The organism is Pseudomonas hygromyciniae, from assembly GCF_016925675.1.
In the GTDB taxonomy this organism is placed as follows: domain Bacteria; phylum Pseudomonadota; class Gammaproteobacteria; order Pseudomonadales; family Pseudomonadaceae; genus Aquipseudomonas; species Aquipseudomonas hygromyciniae.
Genome location: NZ_CP070506.1, coordinates 2,655,611 through 2,670,479, shown reverse-complemented (window position 1 = coordinate 2,670,479; position 14,869 = coordinate 2,655,611). Strand labels below are relative to the sequence as shown.

General features: G+C 62.2%; 11 protein-coding genes and 3 pseudogenes. 5 read left to right on the top strand and 9 right to left on the bottom strand.

Going from position 1 to position 14,869, the window contains the following annotated elements:
• Nucleotides 1-114: 114 nt before the first annotated feature.
• Nucleotides 115-2,826, top strand: a complete 2,712-nt coding sequence (gene mgtA, locus JTY93_RS11760) for a magnesium-translocating P-type ATPase (protein ID WP_205476458.1) — start codon at nucleotides 115-117, stop codon at nucleotides 2,824-2,826.
• A 247-nt stretch (nucleotides 2,827-3,073) separates the two neighbouring features.
• A pseudogene (locus JTY93_RS11755) lies at nucleotides 3,074-3,803 on the top strand (PA4824 family protein).
• Between the two features lie 52 nt (nucleotides 3,804-3,855).
• Here the strand turns inward: JTY93_RS11755 and JTY93_RS11750 are convergent.
• Nucleotides 3,856-4,590: a tellurite resistance TerB family protein gene (locus JTY93_RS11750; RefSeq protein WP_205476456.1), complete on the bottom strand. Its 735-nt coding sequence runs from the start codon at nucleotides 4,588-4,590 to the stop codon at nucleotides 3,856-3,858.
• A 295-nt stretch (nucleotides 4,591-4,885) separates the two neighbouring features.
• Here JTY93_RS11750 and JTY93_RS11745 point away from each other — a divergent pair, with 295 nt between their 5' ends.
• Complete coding sequence (locus JTY93_RS11745; protein WP_205476455.1) at nucleotides 4,886-5,170, top strand: hypothetical protein; 285 nt, start codon at nucleotides 4,886-4,888, stop codon at nucleotides 5,168-5,170.
• Here the strand turns inward: JTY93_RS11745 and JTY93_RS11740 are convergent.
• The gene (locus tag JTY93_RS11740; RefSeq protein ID WP_205476454.1) at nucleotides 5,167-6,060 is read right to left on the bottom strand and encodes a LysR substrate-binding domain-containing protein; all 894 of its coding nucleotides are present in this window, start codon (nucleotides 6,058-6,060) and stop codon (nucleotides 5,167-5,169) included. The genes JTY93_RS11745 and JTY93_RS11740 overlap by 4 nt on opposite strands.
• Before the next feature lie 107 nt (nucleotides 6,061-6,167).
• Between JTY93_RS11740 and JTY93_RS11735 the strand changes: the two genes are divergently transcribed.
• Nucleotides 6,168-6,770 (top strand): glutathione S-transferase family protein, encoded by a 603-nt coding sequence (locus tag JTY93_RS11735; protein WP_205476453.1) that lies wholly within the window; start codon nucleotides 6,168-6,170, stop codon nucleotides 6,768-6,770.
• On the opposite strand, the gene JTY93_RS11730 is transcribed toward JTY93_RS11735, so the two are convergent.
• Nucleotides 6,763-7,191: an MAPEG family protein gene (locus tag JTY93_RS11730; RefSeq protein WP_205476452.1), complete on the bottom strand. Its 429-nt coding sequence runs from the start codon at nucleotides 7,189-7,191 to the stop codon at nucleotides 6,763-6,765. The two genes, JTY93_RS11735 and JTY93_RS11730, sit on opposite strands and share 8 nt — an antisense overlap.
• On the bottom strand, nucleotides 7,188-7,499 hold the full coding sequence (locus tag JTY93_RS11725) for a DUF2834 domain-containing protein (protein ID WP_205476451.1): 312 nt from the start codon (nucleotides 7,497-7,499) through the stop codon (nucleotides 7,188-7,190). The genes JTY93_RS11730 and JTY93_RS11725 overlap by 4 nt, the downstream gene beginning before the upstream one ends.
• Nucleotides 7,500-7,683: 184 nt before the next feature.
• Between JTY93_RS11725 and JTY93_RS11720 the strand changes: the two genes are divergently transcribed.
• Nucleotides 7,684-8,493 carry a helix-turn-helix domain-containing protein gene (locus tag JTY93_RS11720; RefSeq protein WP_205476450.1) on the top strand — a complete coding sequence of 270 codons (810 nt, stop codon included), beginning with the start codon at nucleotides 7,684-7,686 and terminating at the stop codon, nucleotides 8,491-8,493.
• Nucleotides 8,494-8,608: 115 nt separating this feature from the next.
• On the opposite strand, the gene JTY93_RS11715 is transcribed toward JTY93_RS11720, so the two are convergent.
• From JTY93_RS11715 to JTY93_RS11695, 5 genes and pseudogenes are all read right to left on the bottom strand, one after another.
• A complete protein-coding gene (locus JTY93_RS11715; protein WP_205476449.1) occupies nucleotides 8,609-11,446 on the bottom strand; it encodes a TonB-dependent receptor in 2,838 nt (945 codons plus the stop codon).
• A 97-nt stretch (nucleotides 11,447-11,543) separates the two neighbouring features.
• Nucleotides 11,544-12,510: pseudogene (locus tag JTY93_RS29740) on the bottom strand (FecR domain-containing protein).
• Nucleotides 12,507-13,014: pseudogene (locus JTY93_RS11705) on the bottom strand (sigma-70 family RNA polymerase sigma factor). The pseudogenes JTY93_RS29740 and JTY93_RS11705 overlap by 4 nt, the downstream one beginning before the upstream one ends.
• A 75-nt stretch (nucleotides 13,015-13,089) precedes the next feature.
• The gene (locus JTY93_RS11700; RefSeq protein ID WP_205476447.1) at nucleotides 13,090-14,115 is read right to left on the bottom strand and encodes an LLM class oxidoreductase; all 1,026 of its coding nucleotides are present in this window, start codon (nucleotides 14,113-14,115) and stop codon (nucleotides 13,090-13,092) included.
• Between the two features lie 23 nt (nucleotides 14,116-14,138).
• Nucleotides 14,139-14,774 carry a glutathione S-transferase family protein gene (locus JTY93_RS11695; protein ID WP_205476446.1) on the bottom strand — a complete coding sequence of 212 codons (636 nt, stop codon included), beginning with the start codon at nucleotides 14,772-14,774 and terminating at the stop codon, nucleotides 14,139-14,141.
• Nucleotides 14,775-14,869 lie beyond the last annotated feature (95 nt).

Genomic DNA, 14,869 nt, shown 5'->3' with positions numbered 1-14,869 from the left:
CCGTTAATTAACTCACCTCTTTAAAGTTATTGGAACTGATCGCAAACATTGCGAATCGGCATACTTGCGCTCGCCTGCCAGGCAAGTAACGGGTATGTCGACAGGAGTAAAACCATGAGCGCCGTAAACACTAAACAACGTCCAGACAACACCACCGCCAACGCCAGCAAACTGTCGATGCGCGCCGCCCGCGAAGCGCAAAACGGCCTGGCGGCCACCCTGGCCAACGTCCGGGCGACCAAGGACGGCCTGACCGAACTGGACGCCAACGCCCGCCTGCAGCGCGAAGGCTATAACGAGGTGGCCCACGACAAGCCGCCCCACGCGATGGTGCAGTTCCTCCAGGCCCTGAACAACCCGTTTATCTACGTGTTGCTGACCCTCGCGGTGATCAGCTTTGTCACCGACTACTGGCTGCCGCTGCGCGCCGGTGAGGAAGTGGACCTGACCAAGGTCATCATCATCATGACCATGGTCGCCCTGAGCAGCCTGCTGCGCTTTTGGCAGGAACACCGCTCGGCCAAGTCCGCCGAAGCCCTCAAGGCGATGGTGCGCACCACTGCCACGGTGCTGCGCCGTGAGCAGGTCGGCGCCAAGCCCACCCTGCGCGAAGTGCCGATGCGTGATCTGGTGGCCGGCGATATCGTGCAACTGTCGGCTGGCGACATGATCCCGGCCGATGTCCGCCTGATCGAGTCCCGCGATCTGTTTATCAGCCAGGCTGTGCTAACCGGTGAAGCCTTGCCGGTGGAGAAGTACGACACCCTGGGCGACGTCACGCAAAAATCCGCCACCCTCGGCGCCGCCGACCAGAGCAACCTGCTGGACCTGCCCAACATCTGCTTCATGGGCACCAACGTGGTCAGCGGCCGCGCCCAGGCGGTAGTGGTGGCGACCGGGCCACGTACCTATTTCGGTTCGCTGGCAAAGGCCATCGTTGGCTCGCGGGTGCAGACTGCCTTTGACCGCGGGGTGAACAGCGTCAGTTGGCTGCTGATCCGCTTCATGCTGGTGATGGTGCCCATCGTGTTTTTCCTCAATGGCTTTTCCAAGGGCGACTGGGGCGACGCCTTCCTGTTTGCCTTGGCGGTGGCCGTGGGCCTGACCCCGGAAATGCTGCCGATGATCGTCAGCGCCAACTTGGCCAAGGGCGCCAACGCCATGGCCAAGCGCAAAGTGGTGGTCAAGCGCCTGAATGCGATCCAGAACTTCGGTTCGATGGACGTGCTGTGCACCGACAAGACCGGCACCCTGACCCAGGACAAAATCATCCTCGAACACCACGTCAATGCGTTCGGCCAGCGGGATGACCAAGTACTGTCCCTGGCCTGGCTCAACAGCCATCACCAAAGCGGCATGAAGAACCTGATGGACCAGGCGGTGCTTGCATTCTCCCAGCACAATCCAAAGTTCCAGGTGCCGTTTGCCTACAGCAAGGTCGATGAACTGCCCTTCGACTTTGTCCGCCGCCGCTTGTCGATTGTGGTCAAGGACAGCCATGGCGATCACCTGCTGGTGTGCAAGGGCGCCGTGGAAGAAATGCTCGATATCGCCACCCATGTGATGGAAGGCACTAGCGCCGTGGCCCTGGATGAGCGGCGTCGTCAGGAGTTGCTGCACACTGCCAGCGAGTTCAACGAAGACGGTTTCCGCGTGTTGGTGGTGGCCACCCGCAACATTCCCAAGGCCCTGGCGCGCCAGCAATACACCCCCGCCGATGAACGCAACCTGGTGATCCATGGCTTCCTGACCTTCCTCGATCCGCCGAAGGAAACCGCCGGCCCGGCCATTGCAGCGCTGCAAGAGATCGGTGTCGCCGTCAAAGTGCTGACCGGCGATAACGCCGTGGTCACCCGCACCATCTGCCGCCAGGTCGGCCTGGAGCCCGGCGAGCCGCTGCTGGGCGTGGACATCGAGGCCATGGACGATGCCACTCTCAAGCAGCAGGTCGAACAGCGCACGGTGTTCGCCAAGCTGACCCCGCTGCAAAAGTCCCGGGTGCTCAAGGCCCTGCAGTCCAACGGTCACACCGTGGGTTTCCTCGGCGACGGGATCAATGATGCGCCAGCCCTGCGCGATGCCGACGTCGGCATCTCGGTGGACAGCGCAACGGATATTGCCAAGGAGTCGGCCGATATCATCCTCCTGGAAAAGAGCCTGATGGTCCTCGAGGAGGGCGTACTTAAAGGCCGCGAGACCTTCGGCAATATCATGAAGTACCTGAACATGACGGCCAGTTCCAACTTCGGCAACGTGTTCTCGGTGCTGGTAGCCAGTGCGTTCATTCCCTTCATGCCGATGCTGGCGATCCACCTGCTCCTGCAAAACCTGATGTACGACATCTCCCAACTGGCCTTGCCGTGGGACAAGATGGACAAGGAATACCTGGCCAAGCCACGCAAGTGGGACGCGCAGAACATCGGGCGCTTCATGATCTGGATCGGGCCGACCTCGTCGATCTTCGACATCACCACCTTTGCCCTGATGTGGTACGTGTTTTCGGCCAATAGCGTGGAAATGCAGACCCTGTTCCAGTCCGGCTGGTTCGTCGAAGGGCTGCTCTCCCAGACCCTGGTGGTGCACATGCTGCGCACCCGCAAGATCCCGTTCTTCCAGAGCACGGCGGCCTGGCCGGTGTTGCTGATGACCGGCCTGGTGATCGCGCTGGGGATCTATGTGCCGTTCTCGCCCCTGGGCACCCTCGTGGGCCTGCAACCGTTGCCTTGGGCGTATTTCCCATGGCTGGTCGGCACCCTGCTCGCCTACTGCTGCGTGGCGCAACTGATGAAGACCCTCTACATCCGCCGCTTCAAGCAGTGGTACTGAGTTTGCGGCGCTAAGCGGGCCTGTTGTGGCGAGCGGGCTTGTCGGAACGCCGCATCGCCCGCGCTGGGCTGCGAAGCAGCCCCAAAACCTGCCACCTTGGGCTATCTGATAGAACTCATTGACTCTATTAGGGCTGCTTCGCAGCCCAGCGCGGGCGATGCGGCGTTCCGACAAGCCCGCTCGCCACAAAAAAACGCTCGCCACGCCCAATTACTACAGATAACTCGTTCACTTGGAACATGAGCCCATGCACAAACACTCCCTACTTTCGGCCTTCACCTGGCTACCGGCGTCGCGGCAACGGGCGCTGCGCCGCAACCTGATCTTTATCGTCACCACCCTGGCCGTCGGCCTGCTGTCCAAGGCCTTTGCCGCAGGCGGTACTTATGTGGTGGACGATGGCGCGATCAACGCCCCTGGCGAATGCAATGTCGACGCCGGCTACACCCGCTCACCCCAGCGCAGCACCCTCTCCGCCGCCTGCACATCCAGTGCATTGCCCAACCTGCAATGGGGCGCTGCCATCGAGGATGACCCCGAGCAGACCCAGCTCAGCCCGCAGCTCAAGGGTTCTTTGTGGGCCTGGCAGGATGCGGGCGTGGAGATCGCCTGGGCGGCGGCGGCGCATATCGCAGTGGACCGCCGGCACCCATTCGACGGCGCAGACCTGGGCGTGCCGCTGACTTGGCAAGCGTTTGAGACGCTGCGCCTGAACCTCAATGTCGGCTGGAGCCACGCCTATGACGATGGCGAACAAAACCAGCGGCTGACCTGGGGCACCGGCCTGGAATACCGCTTGGCGGACTCGCTGACGCTGCTGGCGGAGCGCTATGGCCAGCAACACGGCGACCAGGCCTGGCAGGCCGGGCCGCGGCTGCATCTGGGGAAGCAGGTGGATGTGGATCTGGTGGTCGGACGCAACCTCACAGGGGATCGCGACCGCTGGCTGACCACGGGGGGCGACTCTGCGATTCTGAAAGACTGATGTAGACGCTGTTTCGCTGCGCGAGGCAGCGTCTATAGGGGGTATCAGGCTGGTTTGGCTTGCTGTTCGAGGTGCAGTTGCAACTCAGGCTCGATGCCCAGCTCAGCCGCCAGATCGTCCAGGTAGCTGCGCTCGGCCTCCTGCTGGTCATCCACCAGCATTACGCTGGCCAGGTAGACCTCAGCGGCTACTGCGGGGTCACCGGCATATTCGGCAAAGTCTTTCGCATCCAATCGCTTGGCGACTTCGGCATCGAGCCATTGCTGCAAGTCGGGATCGTCGGTGTGGCGCTTGATCTCCGTTGAGATCAACAACTCTTCTTTCTCATCAATCCGCCCATCTGCCTTGGCCGCCGCGATCATTGCACGCAGCACTGCATGGCTATGCGCCTCGACGTCGGCGCCGGAGAGTTGATCAACCGTCTGCAACGCCTGTTGCGGCGCCGAGGCCTGCTGGCGTTGCCAGGCTTGATACGCCTGGAACGCCATCATCCCCAATGAGGCCAAGGCCGCATAATTGGTGCCGCCGCTACGTGTCTGGGTCGAACCGCCCGTCTGGGTCCCGCCCAACATCCCACCCAGGCCACCCAGCAGATCGCCCAGGCCACCACCGCCGGACGCAGAGGGTGCGGAGCCGCCGCCCCGGAGCAAACCACCGAGCAGACCGCCCAACCCACCGAGCCCTCCCGCGCCGCCCTGGGATGCCGCCGAACTGCCTTGCTGGGACATCGAGGCTTGACCTGCACGTAGCAGTTGTTCTAGTAGAGCACTGGTGTTCATGGTATCGCCCTCCTATGGGCTGTGCGCCAGACAACCAACAATAGTCCCTGCTGCCTATAACGCCAAGATCAGCCAGCAAGCGTGGTTTTGCCGGCGGGCCTGCGCCCCAGCAAATCCGCCGCGGGCCTGTCACGGCTGGGAGAATTCTTCAGATTCGACGCGTCAAGACATGGGGTGAACGCTGGCCAGCGCGTGCGGTCGGAAATATAAGGGCACGGCCTCAACCGGTCTGGCCTTGAGCGCGAGCATCACCCGATTTACGGTGCCGCGTACCCTTACAGAAGGAGACGCTGACATGGTCACTCACTTCAAGGTCGCCGGGCACCTCGCTTGCGGCCATCACGGCAATAACCTCACCTGCACGGTCGAATTGAACCGGGTCAAATGCCGCACCTGCCGTAACACCGACGCCTACAAAGAGGCCCGCCGCAACCAGCGCAATGCATCGCGCCGCGCGGCACGCAAGGCCCGCTCGGGCCAGGCCAGCAATGACTGGCGCAGCGCCTGGACCCAACGCCTGACCGCCCTGCCCGGCCTGCAGCGCCTGCCACGCGGGTTCAGCGGCCAGCCGTTCGTCTAGCTCGCCAATTGCGCCGTATAGCACTGCACTTGCCCATGCAGCCACTCGGAAAACACCCGCTGTTTGCTTTCCGAGCTTTCCCGAGGTGGCCAGGCCAACCAATACGGGTAGGCATACGGCGCGCTGATATCGCACAGCTGCACCAGCTCCCCGCGCACGATGGCGTCATGCACCAGGCTACGCCGCTCCAGGGCGATGCCCTGGCCCAGCCGGACCGCTTCCAGTACCAGGTTGGAGTCATTGCTGCACAGGCCTTTGCGTTCGGTGCTCATTTCAATGCCAGCGGCCTGGCACCACGGCTGCCAGGATTCGTTGCTGTAGATAATCGGGCTGCGCACGATTTGTTCGGGGGTTCGCGGCAATTGCCCGCCGTTGAAGTGGGGCGCCGCGACCACCACCACTTCGTCGTGAAACAGCAGTTTTTGCTCCACCCCTTCCCATTCGCCCTTGCCCATGCGGATCGCCATGTCCACCGACTCTTGATGCAAGTTGGTAATAGCCAGGGTGGCTTGCAAGCGAATGCTGATATGCGGATAAAGGCGCTGGAACGCCGGTAGTCGCGGCAGCAGCCAGGAGCGTCCAAATGAGGGCAACACCGCCACCACCAGCTCATCGCGCTTGGGCTGGGCCTGGATCAAGCGTGTCGCGTCGGCGATATCGCCCAGGGCCTGGCGGATCTGCAACGCATACAACCGGCCATCTTCACTGATCCGCAGACCGCGCCCCTCGCGCACAAACAGTGTGAGCCCGACGATTTGCTCCAGCACCTTGATCTGCTGACTGATGGCCGAATGGGTGACATGCAACTCCTTGGCCGCCAGGGTGACGCTACCGAGCCTGGCGGTGGCTTCGAAACTGCGCAGGGAGGTCAAGGGCGGAAAAGCACTCATGTAAGTTCGACTAACCTTTTAAGGTAAAAAATATGGATATTGAAAGGACTTTGGCCGCTATAAAGTAATCCGCAATTAACAATCACACCATCAGCAATGGAGGCTTCATGAAACTGGTTGGCATGCTCGACTCACCTTATGTGCGCCGCGTAGCGATTGCCCTGGATCTGTACGGGGTCGATTTTGAGCAGCAGTCGCTGTCGGTATTCAGCACCTTCGCCGAATTTTCCAGAATCAACCCAGTGGTCAAGGCCCCGACACTGGTACTCGACGACGGCACGGTGCTGATGGACTCCAGCCTGATCCTGGATTACTTCGAAGCCCTGGCGCCAGCCGATAAAAAGCTGCTGCCCCAGACCGCTGCCGCCCGCGCGCGGGACCTGCAAGTGATCGGCCTGGCCTTGGCTGCCTGTGACAAGAGCGTGCAGATTTACTACGAACACAACCTGCGGCCCGCAGAAAAACTGCATCAGCCGTGGCTGGAGCGGGTGACCGGGCAACTGCTGGCGGCCTATTCGGGCCTGGAAAAACTGCTGACCAACGCTCCAGGCCAGTCTTTAAACCAAGCGTCGCTGAGTGTCGCGGTGGCCTGGTCGTTTTCCCGGTACGCCGTGCCCTCGGTGGTCAAGGCCGAGGACTTTCCCAACCTGCAACGCCACGCCCAATGGGCCGAGCAACACCCGGCGTTCGGCAAATACCCTATCAAATAGGCAACAGCGCGGCGCCGATCAACCCCGCCAGCCCCAGCAGACATGTCAGGCCAACGCCATAGGCCAGGGTGCGCCAGGGCTGGCGGCCGCCCAGGTACATCAAGGTATGCACTACTCGCGCGACGGTGAACAGGCCAAACAGCCAGGCCGTCGCGACTGCCGGGGCGTCCAGCGCCAGGCACAGCCCGCCGAGAACAAAAAACAGCGGAATGTTTTCCAGGTCATTGGCCCAGGCTTTCGCCGCCCGCCTGACCGGCAGCAGTTCCTGCCCATGGGCCTGGCGCTGGAAGAAACCGGCATCCTCAGGATTGGTGAACGCACGGTGCCTGAGGCGGAAAAAACCCTGGTAACAGGAGATCGCCAGCATTTTGATAAACAGCACCAGCACACAGAGGGCGAACAGCTGCAGGGGGCTGTTCATTGCCGATCCCTGGCAAAGCCGTTGACCACGATATACAACAGTGGCCCGACCGAGACGAAGACCGCCGTCAGCAGCCAATAAGGCAACACACTGGCCAGCGAGCGGCCCCTGGCGCGGGCGTCGCGGCACATCCACACACAGGCCAGGGCCGCCATCAGGTACAGGTCGATCACCACCTGGGCGGTGTCGGGCCTGGATAGCAACTCCAGGCCGAACGCCAGCAGCGACTGCTCGGCCCAGAGCAAGGTGCCCAGGGTGTAAAAGGAAAACGCCAACAGGCTGGCAAGGGCGATGTAGGGTCTGTGCATAGGGTCCTTCCTCTAATCAGGTAATGGTGAAGCGGGCGACTGTGGCAAGGGGGCTTGTCCCCCTCTCCACAAAAGAGCCTCTCACCGGAGCGAGGGGCCCAATAAACTGCACATTAGTGATAACGTCGCCAACCTCTCAATGACCTGTGAGGTCATGCCGCCCCCACCCAGCCAGAGTCGACCCATGAGCCGCCCACCTTTCCCCCGAGCCACGCCCGATACCGACGCCGGTACGCAACTGCGGTTGCTGCGTCGCCAGGCGAAGTTGAGTCAATTGCAGTTGGCGCTGATCAGCGGTATTTCCCAGCGCCACTTGAGCTGTATCGAAACCGGCCGGGCCAAGGCCAGCCCTGGCACGTTGCACAACCTGCTCAGCGCCCTCGACGTACCGCTGGAGCGCTGCAACAGCCTGTTCCTCGCGGCCGGTTACGCTCCACGCTATGAGGCCACGCCGCTGGCTGCGCCGGCGATGGATGCCATTCGGGAGGCCATCAACCATGTGCTGAAGGCCAACAATCCGGCGCCGGCCATCGTGCTGGGCAGCCACTGGGAAGTGCTCGCCGCCAACGCCAGTACCCAGGTCCTGTTTGACCTGGTGGGCCTGGCGCCCGACGCAGCACAAGGCCTGAACCTGTTGACGACCCTGCTGCAACCGGGTGGCCTGGGCGACCATTTGCTCAATGCCGACGAAATCCGCAACCTCGCTTGGCAACGGGCGGCCCGTGAAGCGTTGGGCAACCCAGCCCTGGCCACGCTGCTGGAAAGCCTGCCGGTGCCGCAAGGCTCGACAGCACTGACCGATGAGTTGCCGCCACTGGTGCTGACGCGCATCAACTCGCGGCAGGGCCAGTTGGACTTCATGTCCACCTTCACCACCTTCGGCATGCCCCAGGACATCACCGTCACCTCATTGCGCATCGAGCATCTGATCCCGGCCAACCCCCACACCTGGCACGTCATGACCGCCGCCTACGAGCATTCTCTAACCTTGTAAAAGCGGGGTTTCAGTACAGGCATCCGCTGCTGATGCACCGTTTTCGCGAGCAAGCCCGCTCCCACAGGGGATCTCTGCCGGGCGTAGCATTTGGCCATACCACACACCCAGGCAATCAGAACTTGGTCACCACCCCCATGCGCAACGTGCGCCCCGGCGCCGGCATGAAGCTCTGGGCCAGCGGGTCCAGGTAATAGCGGTCCGTCAGGTTCTGCAGCGACAGATTAACGTTGGTGTGATCCTGCCATTTGTAGTTGAGGAACAGATCAAACAGCGCCACCTCGCGGTAGACCAACTGCGGCGTGGTGGCACCGGTTTGCCAGTTTTTGTCGGCTGTGACTGTCGGCCCAGAGGTGTAAGTCAACCGTCCGCCAACGGTCAACGTCTGGTCAAAGAAGCGCAACCCCGTGGTCAGGTTGCCGGAAGTCCGTGGGGGGTTCTGTGTATTGGTGTATGAGCCCATGAAACTGCCCGGCGTGCAGTTGGGCGTGGCGCTCAGGTCATTCCAGCGAGTGCTGCTGGCGCGCAGACGTGCGGCGAAAGCCGAATCACAGGTCTCGGTCTTCAGATAGTAGGTCGCGGACAGGTCGGCAAATACCCGTCCGGCGTCGTAGTTCGATTGCAGTTCCAGGCCGCTGGTCTTGAAACTGTCGGTGTTGCTGAAGTTCATCAGGCCATTCTTGCCGGGGCTTGGGTCGTAGTAGCGGGTGATGTAGTTCTTGATGTTGTTATTGAAGTACACCAGCTTGATCGCCGCCGAGTCGTTGTCGGCCAACAGGCCTTTTTGCAGGGTGCTCGCGCCGATTTCCCAGTTACTGGAGCGCTCGGGCTTGAGCCCTTTGCCGGGCAGGGTCTGCAAAGTGCCCAGGCTGCTTTCGAACAACGAGGGCATGCGCAGTCCCTGGGTGTAAGAGGCATAGAGGAAGGTATCTGGCGCCACTTCGAAATTGACGCCAAAGGCCGGAGAAAATGCACGGGCACTGTCACTTTGCTTCTTAGCGTACGTATAACCGGTGACCACCTCTCCTACACTCGCCGGGAAGACTCGTGTGCCCGAGCCGCCATAGTCGTTGTACGGTGTGCCTTCGAACGGATGGTTGGTGTTACTGAAGACAATCCCGTTGTTCAACCGTGGGTCGGTGGCATCGGTGTACTGCCCGTGCTCGTCGGGGAACCACATCATGAAATCGTAGTGTCCCGGCTTGATGACGTTCACATAGCGCGCCTCACGCTCCTCACGCTGGGCGGTGACGTGCGGCACGTGGTCTTTGCTGCGGTAGTCGGTATAGCGCCCGCCACCCCACAACGTCAGCTCTTCAACCGGCTTGTACTCCAGCTTACCGTTGAGGCTGAACTCCTTGCGCGAACCGTCGCGCAGGCTGCGATTGGCGTTGATATCGTGCTGCGTGGTGACCACGCTCTTTTGCGGCTGCAGTTCCTCGAGCTGGAACGAGCCGCCCAGGTCCAGCTTGAAATCGCCGTATTGCGTGTCAAATCGCGAGGTATTGGCCAGGTCCCCGCCGATGCGCCGGTCGGCCTGGCGGGTCCAGTTGCGATCCGAGCGATAGGCCTGGGATTTGGGCGCCATTACCGAGGTCAACTGACTGGTCTGGGCGTCGGTCATCCATAGGCTGGTCGTCAGGTCCACCAGCATATTGCCCGTGGGCAGGTAGTGATAGCGCGCGGTGTAGGTGTCGATCTTGGTGCGACCGCGCGGGTATTGGTAGATACCGCCGGTGCCGAAACGGAAGATGTCCGACGGCATGATCTCGCCTATGCGCCCGTCGTATTGGCTGTAGCCGAAGTCGAAGGTGTGGTCGTCGGCCGGTCGCAGGGTGGTCTTGAACAGGATCGATTCGGTCTCTGCCGAGGAGTTGAGCACTTCTTCACCGGGGTTGTAGGTGGTGGCCACCGTCATGTTTTCGCGGCCATAGCGGTCATAGGTGCGGTAGCGATCCTGGCCGTGCTTGCCGGAGAAATAGTTGCCCTGGTTGCGATGGGCGTAGGCCGCCACCACGTCGAACAGCTCGTGGGTGTAGGCAAACGCCGCGCTGCCCGACTCCGAATCGGAACCGAACAGGCCGCCACGGCTCTGGTGCGGCTCGGCGTACAGGCTGTCGCTGGTCGAGTGGCTGCTGCGCGAGGCCGGCTCGACACCGTTGTTCCACAAGTCGCCCTTGAGGCGCAGGCCCACGTTCTTGCCATCACGCAGGATGTCATCGACACCCAGGGTGCGAATCGCCACCGTGCCGCCGATGGCGCTGGAGGTCAGGCTGGGGCCCTTGTCGATGGCCACATCGCTGATCAGGTCGGGGTCGATGTAACTACGCTGTTGCGTGCCCGCATAACCGCGATAGACATCCAGCGCCTGTTGCGAGCCATCAACCGTGACCGCCACCCGGCTTTGCCCCTGGATCCCGCGGATGTTCACATCCAGGCCACCGCCATTGCGGCTGTCGCCCACCTGCACCCCAGGCTGGCCCTTGAGCAGGTCGCCGGGGGAGATCACGCCAAAGCGCTGCACTTCTTCCGGGGAGATGTAAACGAACGAACGTGGCGCGGAGTAGACGGCTTTCTTCTGCAGGTCTTCGCCCGTGACTTTCTGCGACGGCAGCACCACCGCGCTGGTCGCCGGGTGCAATTCAAAGCTGCCATCGGCCTGGCGCTGAAAACTCAGGCCGGTGCCTGCCAGCAACTGCGCCAGGCCCGCTTCGGTGCTGAAATCGCCGTGCAGGCCGTTGCTGCGCTTGCCCGCCGTCAGGGTCGAACTGCCCGCCATGCTGATGCCCGCCTGCACGCCGAAACGCGAGAGCGCCTGGTCCAAGGGACCGGCGTCGATACTATAGGGCTGACGCTCGGCCTGGGCGAAAACCGCGGTGCTGTACAACGGTTGCAGGCTGAGTAGCAACAGACCCAATGTGCGGGTGCGCAAGACACTTGCGGGAGAAATCATGCAGGGCTCCTAGAGGTGAAGGCCCACCTGTTTCGGTGGGTTATTCCCATAGGCCAAGCGAGTTTTGAAAAACTACGGGGGGAACGTAAAAAAATTTTCAGACCGGCACCACAGTCACCCAATAGCGGGTACGACGCTCGATACGCACCGGCAGCGCATGGGCCACCAACGCCAGCGCGGCATCGGTGTCGTACAGCTGGAAGCTGCCGGTCACCCGCAACGCCGCGACCTGCTCGCTGCAGCGCAAGACGCCCGGCCGGTAACGGGAAAGTTCGGCCAGCAGCACATCCAGGCGCATGCGCTCGGCAGGCAGAATCCCGCGCAGCCAGGCCTGGGCCAGTAACCCATCGGTGCGCTGTGGCGCGCCCACACCCTGGCGATCCACCCGGGTCTGCCACCCCGCCGCCACCGCGACCGGTGACGGGTTGCGCGGCGAACTCACGTCGACCAGGCCGCGCAATACGGTAATCCACGTACCCTGCTGATCGTGGCGCACCAGCAGATTGGCCTCCCGGCTGCTCAGGAGCGCATCCGGCGTAACCAGTTGCACCGGGTGCGATTCGACCTGTGCATCCAGCGCCATCTCGCCCTCGATCAACTGCACGCTGCGCAGGTTTGCGCTGAAGTCCAGGCTGACGGCGCTGGCGGTGTTCAACCACAGCGAACTGCCATCGGCCAGGGGCCCAGCGACGGCGCTCACCGGTCGCTGTGCGGTACGTGGCAAACGCTGAGCGCACCAGCGTTGAATCGGCGCTCTGCCAGGACAGACCACCCAGCAGCCCCAGCCCCAACAAGCACTTGAGCACCTGCCGGCGCCGCAGCGGATCAGCTCCGGCAGCTTCCAATGCCCGCCGCGCGGTGGCATCCGCCAACAGGTTGGCGCCGGGCTGCAGCGCCAGCGGCAAGCTGGCGACGCGTTGCCAGGCGTATTCGTGCTCGGCGCTCGCCAGGCGCCATTGCTGCAACGCCTGGTGATCGGCCGGGCTCATCATTCCGGACTCAAACCTGACAATCCAATCGATGGCCGTTTCGCGGATGTTCGGCGCAACCGCAGCACCCTTCATTCAAACCGGCTCGCGTAGCACACGCTGAAAGCCTTGCCCATCGCCCGCTGTACCTGGGCCACGCTCAAGCTCAATTGCGTAGCGATCTGCGGGTACGTCAGGCCATCGAGTTGGGACAAAAAGAAAATCTTGCGCACCTGCATCGACAAGCCCACCAGCAGCGAGTCGAGTTGCAACAGGGTTTCGATCATCAGGTAACGGGTTTCGGGCGACGGTTCCTCGCCTTCGGGGCGTGCGGCGAGCGCCTCGAGGTAGGCCCGCTCAATGGCCTGGCGACGCCAGCGGTTGATCAGCAAACCATTGGCAATCGCGGCAAGAAATGCCATGGGCTGGCGCAACTCCCGCACATCCTGCTGCGTGCGCAACACGCGGATAAAGGTGTCGTGCGCCAGGTCCTCGGCATCGGCGCAGTGCCCCAGGCGACGCTGCAACCAGCCGCGCAGCCAGGGGGTGATGACGGGTGTAGAGTTGTTCGACGGGCGAGACGAGGCTGTCGTCGTACATGTCAGGTCCAATGAGCGGCAATGATAATACTTCTCATTTTAGTGGCCGACCCTGACGCTTGTACAGCGCCCGCTGCTACCACTGTTGCAGATGGGGCTCCGGGCCTGTCGGTGTCGGAAACAGCGGCAACACTTCTTGCGCCAGTTCCTCGATGATCTCGGCCACCGGGCGCTGGGCCATCTGGATCCCGAGGGCGGCATGATTGACGCCCGCTTCACGCCACTCGCCAAGCAGTTCGATCAGGCCCTTGCGCCCGGTCTTGAGCACGTAGCCACCTTGCATGGGGGTACGCGGGAAGTCCGGATCATCGGCCAGGTCTATCCATTCATTGGTCATATGCGGGCGGAAGCCACCGCCTGGAATCCCATCACGCCAGGAGCGGATTTTTTCCGCCAGGCGCCTTGGCCCCATCACGTTATGGGTGCTGTCCGGGTAGGTCAGCCAGCCATCGGCCTGCTCTCCCAGCCACTGCATCGACTGGCGGGACGAACCGGTGACAATCAAGGGAATGCGCCCCGTCACCGGCTTGGGCAACAAGTACGCATCACTCAACTGCCCAAGGGGTGACTGAATATCTGGCGCCGTTGCCGCCAGTAATTGCCGGAAGTAATCCACCGACTGGGCAAAACGCTCGGCACGCTCGCCATGCTCCAGGCCATAGGCCGGAAACTCCACGGCACGGTCGCCCGAGGCTATGCCCATCACCAGCCTGCCACCGGACAATCGGTCAATCGTCGCAGCGGCTTTTGCCAGGTCAATCGGATGACGCAACGAGAACACTGCACTGCCGGTCACCAGGGCAACCTGCCGGGTATGGGCGGCCAGGTAGCCCAGATAGGTAAAGGGGTCGAACACTTGCCCCGCATCGCCAAACGAAGGGTCGAACAACGGCACATCGCGCACCCAGACCGCGGCAAAACCCAGGCGGTCAATCTCGCTGACCCATTGCGCCTGGCCGACGAGGACAGCCATGTCACCCTCATAGAAACGCAGCGGCAGGAAGATCCCCAGGGTCAGTTGATCAGGCGCGAACATGCGCCGGTAGCCGGGGTGGTTGGCAAAGGCCGACGCGTCCGCGCCACTGGTGACGGTGCAATTCATACAGACTCCTCGGAATGTGCCACTCATGGCCCGGTGGCTGGAGCAGGCAAGCGGATGCCGCGCTGCACGGCTGGGCGCAGGTTGACCCGCTCATACCATGCGCTCAGGTGGCGGTACTGACTGAAATCGAAGGCAATCACCCGGGCAATGTGCATCCAGCCAAAGGTCGCGATATCCGCGATGGAATAGGCCTGGCCCGCCAACCACAGGTTGGCGGCCAATTGTTGGTCGAGGGTGGCAAAGGCCGCTTCGGTCAGTTGCCGATAACGCTGGATTGCCGTGGCGTTGCCACTGTCGTCGAACAGTTCGAAATGCACGCGCTGGCCCAACAACGGCCCCACGCTTGAGCTGTGAAACATCAGCCAGGTAATCGCCGCCCAATGCGCCGGGCCGGCCTCGGGCAACAGTTGCCCGCTCTTTTGCGCCAGGTACAGCAAGATTGCAGCGGATTCGAACAGGGTGATGCCAGCGCCGCGATCAACCAGCACCGGAATCCGCCCATGGGGATTGAGCGCCAGAAAGTCGGGGTGACGATGCTCGTCGTGATCGATCTGGACATGACGCAGGGTGTAGGCCAGGCCCATTTCTTCAAGGGCGATGGTGATCTTGAAACCATTGGGCGAACTGTCGGTGTAGAGCACCAGATCAGGGGTGTGCATGGCCGGTTTACCTCAGTCAAGCTAACTACGGCGAAATTGCTTGAACGCCATACTAGGGAGGTAAAAGCGGGCGTGGAAACGATACGTTCTTAACC

Bases quoted from the DNA above. Each gene is read 5' to 3' on its own strand.
- JTY93_RS11740 (WP_205476454.1), bottom strand. From the start codon at position 6,060: ATGAGTGCTTTTCCGCCCTTGACCTCCCTGCGCAGTTTCGAAGCCACC.
- JTY93_RS11695 (WP_205476446.1), bottom strand. From the start codon at position 14,774: ATGCACACCCCTGATCTGGTGCTCTACACCGACAGTTCGCCCAATGGT.
- JTY93_RS11720 (WP_205476450.1), top strand. From the start codon at position 7,684: ATGAGCCGCCCACCTTTCCCCCGAGCCACGCCCGATACCGACGCCGGT.
- JTY93_RS11725 (WP_205476451.1), bottom strand. From the start codon at position 7,499: ATGCACAGACCCTACATCGCCCTTGCCAGCCTGTTGGCGTTTTCCTTT.
- mgtA (WP_205476458.1), top strand. From the start codon at position 115: ATGAGCGCCGTAAACACTAAACAACGTCCAGACAACACCACCGCCAAC.
- JTY93_RS11750 (WP_205476456.1), bottom strand. From the start codon at position 4,590: ATGAACACCAGTGCTCTACTAGAACAACTGCTACGTGCAGGTCAAGCC.
- JTY93_RS11715 (WP_205476449.1), bottom strand. From the start codon at position 11,446: ATGATTTCTCCCGCAAGTGTCTTGCGCACCCGCACATTGGGTCTGTTG.
- JTY93_RS11735 (WP_205476453.1), top strand. From the start codon at position 6,168: ATGAAACTGGTTGGCATGCTCGACTCACCTTATGTGCGCCGCGTAGCG.
- JTY93_RS11745 (WP_205476455.1), top strand. From the start codon at position 4,886: ATGGTCACTCACTTCAAGGTCGCCGGGCACCTCGCTTGCGGCCATCAC.
- JTY93_RS11700 (WP_205476447.1), bottom strand. From the start codon at position 14,115: ATGAATTGCACCGTCACCAGTGGCGCGGACGCGTCGGCCTTTGCCAAC.
- JTY93_RS11730 (WP_205476452.1), bottom strand. From the start codon at position 7,191: ATGAACAGCCCCCTGCAGCTGTTCGCCCTCTGTGTGCTGGTGCTGTTT.